We start from the raw sequence: 4470 nt of genomic DNA, 5'->3' as shown, positions 1-4470 counted from the left end.
AGTGGCGCCGACAGCACCACCGGCGTCGGCTCCACCGGAGGCACCGGCGGCCAAGGCGGCGCCGCGGGTGCCGGCGGTGGCGGCGGCGGCACCGGCAGCGGCGGCACCGGCGGCACCACCGGCACCACCGGCAACGCCGGCACCGGCGGCCAAGGCGGCACCGGCGGCCAAGGCGGCCAAGGCGCCAACGGCACCGACGCCACAACGGGCAGCGGCGCTACCGGCGGCACCGGCTTCGCCGGCGGCCAAGGCGGCCAGGGCGGCCAAGGCGGCGACTCCGGTACCGGGGGCACCAACGGTTCTGGCGGTCAAGGCGGCAAGGGCGGCCAGGGCGGCGTAGGCGGTACCGGCGGCTCCGGCACCAACGCCGACGGCGGCACCGGCGGGATCGGCGGGACCGGTGGCGCAGCAGGTGCTGGTGGTTCGGTGGGATCTGGTGGTAGCGGCGGCACAGTAGGAAATGCGGGAACCGGCGGTATAGGTGGAAGCGGTGGGGGCGGCGGATCCGGCAGTGTAGGCACCGATGCGGCGACGGGCAGCGGCGCCACAGGCGGCACCGGGTTCGCCGGCGGCAAGGGCGGCCAAGGCGGCCAGGGCGGTGGCTCCGGGACCGGTGGCACCAACGGCACCGGCGGCGCTGGCGGGATCGGCGGCGTTGGCGGGGACGGCGGCAACGGCGGCAGCAGCACCGTCGCCGGCGTGGCGGGCGGCAAGGGCGGCACTGGTGGAATCGGCGGCGCAGCTGGTGCTGGCGGTGCGGTCGGTGCCGGCGGAGCTGGCGGTAGCAGCGGCGCCACGGGCACCGCGGGCAACGGCGGGGCTGGCGGGAACGGCGGCGCGGGCAGTACCGGCGGCGACGGCGGTGCCGGCGTGGGAGGCGGCAACGGATCCGCTGGCGGCGCTGGTGGCACTGGCGGTCAAGGCGGCGCAGGCATCGGCGGAGTGGGCGGCGGCACCGGCGGCAAGGGCGGCAACGGGGCCGTCGGCGGCAACGGCGGCAACGGCGGCGATGCCACCGCGGCCGGTGCAACCGGCGGCAAGGGCGGCACCGGCGGGATCGGCGGGGCGGCTGGTGCTGGCGGCGCTGCCGGCGCCGGCGGCGGTGCGGCCGGCGCCAACGGCGTGGCCGGTAACGGCGGCAACGGCGGCAACGGCGGTGCCGGCGGCGCCGGCACCAACGCCGGGGCCGGACTCGGTGGCGGTACCGGCGGCATCGGCGGCGCCGGCGGTACCGGCGGTCAGGGCGGCGCCGGTATCAGCGGGGTCGGGGGCGGTACCGGCGGAACCGGTGGCCACGGCGGCGTCGGCGGCACCGGCGGGACCGGCGGTAACGGGACCTCCGCGGGCTCTGACGGCGGCAGCGGCGGTACTGGCGGGACCGGCGGTGCAGCGGGCGCTGGTGGTGCTGCCGGTACCGGCGGCGGTACGGCCGGCACGAGGGGCACTGCCGGTAACGGCGGTAACGGCGGCACCGGCGGTACCGGCACTGCAGGCACCAACGGTCCGCCGAGTGTTGGCGGCGGCACCGGGTTCAATGGTGGTGCGGGCGGAACGGGTGGTCAAGGCGGTGCCGGTATCGGCGGATCCGGCGGCGGCATCGGTGGTACCGGCGGCCACGGCGGTGACGGCGGTGTGGGCGGCACCGGCGGCGACGGCAACGGTACCGGCGCCCCGGGTGGCAAGGGCGGCACCGGTGGTATGGGCGGTAGCGCCGGCGCCGGGGGTGCGGCCGGTACCGGTGGCGGTACGGCGGGCAGCACGGGCATCGCCGGCAACGGCGGAGACGGCGGCACCGGCGGTGCTGGCAGCACCGGTTCAAATGCCAATCCATTGACGTCTGGTGGGGGCGGTCTGGGCGGCGCCGGCGGTGGCGGCGGAACCGGCGGTAAGGGCGGCGCCGGTATCGGTGGAGTCGGCGGCGGAACGGGTGGCAGCGGCGGCCACGGCGGCAACGGCGGCAACGGCGGCGACGGCGGCAGCGGAGCGACCGCTGCCCCAGGTGGTGATGGCGGCGACGGCGGGATCGGCGGAGCAGCCGGTGCGGGTGGGGCCGCGGGCAGCAGCGGCGGCACGGCCGGTAACACCGGCACCGCCGGCGACGGCGGCAACGGAGGCACCGGCGGCGCTGGCGGCGCCGGTATCAATGCCGCTGCCGGGTCAGGCGTGATCGGCGGCACCGGCGCTAAAGGCGGCGCCGGCGGTGATGGCGGTCAAGGTGGCGCGGGTATCGGCGGCACCGGCGGTGGCACCGGCGGCACCGGCGGAACCGGCGGCTCCGGCGGCACCGGCGGCCAAGGCGGCTCGGGCAAGAGCTCCATTGCCGCTGGTGTCGGCGGCACCGGCGGTACCGGCGGCCAAGGCGGAACCGCCGGCTCAGGCGGTGTTGCCGGCACCAACGGCGGATCCGCCGGAATCGCTGGCGTTGCCGGCGACGGCGGCACCGGCGGCACCGGCGGTACCGGCCTCAGCGGTACCAACGCCACCGCAGGATCGGGCCTGGCCGGTGGCACGGGCGCCAAGGGTGGTGCCGGGGGCACCGGCGGAGCCGGCGGCAGCGCCGCCGCCGGCGGAACCACCGGCTCTGGCGGTCTGGGCGGCACCGGCGGCACCGGCGGCACCGGCGGATCGGGTGCTGACAGCACCACGGGTGTGGGTTCCACCGGCGGCATCGGCGGCCAAGGCGGAGACGCCGGCGCCGGAGGCGCCGCGGGTACCGGCGGCGGAACTGGCGGCGTAGCAGGCGGCGTAGGAACCGGCGGCACCGGCGGCATGGGTGGCACCGGCGGCACGGGCGGCAATGGCACGAACGCCGCCGCGGGCAGCGGCGCCACCGGTGGCATCGCATTCGCCGGCGGCCAAGGCGGTCAAGGTGGCCAAGGCGGCAATGCCGCGTCCGGCGGCACCAACGGCACAGGCGGTCAAGGCGGCACCGGCGGCACCGGCGGTGTCGGCGGCACCGGTGGTTCCGGAGCCAACAGCACCACCGGCGTCGGCGCCACCGGCGGTACCGGCGGCCAGGGCGGCACCGCTGGGGCCGGCGGCGCCGGCGGTGGGGTAGGAACGGGCGCCACCGGCGGAACGGGTGGCGCCACGGGCAACGCCGGCTCCGGCGGCAAGGGCGGCACCGGCGGCGCCGGCGGTACCGGCGGCAACGGCACCGACGCCGCCGCGGGCAGCGGCGCCACCGGCGGCAATGCGTTCGCCGGCGGCGCCGGCGGCCAAGGCGGCCAGGGCGGCGGCTCGGGCACCGGCGGCACCAACGGCACCGGCGGCAAGGGCGGCCAGGGCGGCCAGGGCGGCATCGGCGGTACTGGCGGCTCCGGCGCCAACAGCACCACTGGCATCGGCGCTACGGGCGGTACCGGCGGCCAGGGCGGCGACGCCGGGGCCGGCGGCACCGGCGGCGCGGTGGGTACCGGCGGCACCGGCGGCACGGGTGGCGCCACGGGCAACGCCGGCACCGGCGGTCAGGGCGGCGCCGGCGGCCAGGGCGGTAACAGCGGCAACGGAAGCGACGCGGCCGCGGGCAGTGGCGCCACCGGTGGCGCCGGGTTCGCCGGCGGCGCCGGGGGCCAAGGTGGCCAGGGCGGCGGCTCCGGCACCGGCGGCACCAACGGCACCGGCGGCACCGGCGGCAAGGGCGGCACCGGCGGCACCGGCGGCACCGGCGGCTCCGGCGCCGACAGCACCACCGGCATCGGCGCCACCGGCGGCACCGGCGGCAAGGGCGGCGACGCCGGAGCCGGCGGAACCGGCGGCACGGCCGGCACTGGTGGCAGCGGCGGTACGGATGGCGCTACCGGCAATGCGGGCACCGGCGGCCAAGGTGGCGTCGGCGGACAGGGCGGCAACAGCGGCAACGGCACGGACGCGGCCGCGGGCAGCGGCGCCACCGGCGGCGCCGGGTTCGCCGGCGGCGCCGGGGGCCAGGGCGGCCAGGGCGGCGGCTCCGGCACCGGCGGCACCAACGGCTCCGGCGGCAAGGGCGGCCAGGGCGGCCAGGGCGGAATTGGCGGTGCTGGTGGCTCCGGCGCCGACAGCACCACCGGCGTCGGCGCCACCGGCGGCACCGGCGGCAAGGGCGGCGACGCCGGGGTTGGTGGCGCGGGCGGCATCGCGGGTACCGGCGGGAGCGGCGGTACGGATGGCGCTACCGGCAATGCGGGCACCGGCGGCCAAGGTGGCGTCGGCGGCCAGGGCGGCCAAGGCGGCAACGGCACCAACGGAACCCCGGGCAGCGGCGCCACCGGCGGCGCCGGATTCGCCGGCGGCGCCGGCGGCCAGGGCGGCCAGGGCGGCGGCTCCGGTACTGGCGGCACCAACGGCTCCGGTGGCAAGGGCGGCCAGGGCGGCCAGGGCGGAATTGGCGGTGCTGGTGGCTCCGGCGCCGACGGCACCACCGGCGTCGGCGCCACCGGCGGCACCGGCGGCAAGGGCGGCGACGCCGGGGTTGGTGGCGCGGGCGGCATC

At 79.7% G+C, this 4470-nt stretch carries 1 protein-coding gene; it reads left to right on the top strand.

All coding sequences use genetic code 11. The features are described from left to right. On the top strand, positions 1-4470 hold a 4470-nt coding region (locus AWC27_RS32915), incomplete at both ends, for a PE family protein (RefSeq protein WP_169726863.1).

Origin of the sequence: Mycobacterium szulgai (genome assembly GCF_002116635.1) — a bacterium.
Taxonomy (GTDB): domain Bacteria; phylum Actinomycetota; class Actinomycetes; order Mycobacteriales; family Mycobacteriaceae; genus Mycobacterium; species Mycobacterium szulgai.
Note: the sequence above shows the minus strand (reverse complement) of the source record. Positions and strands in the feature narration are given on the sequence as shown.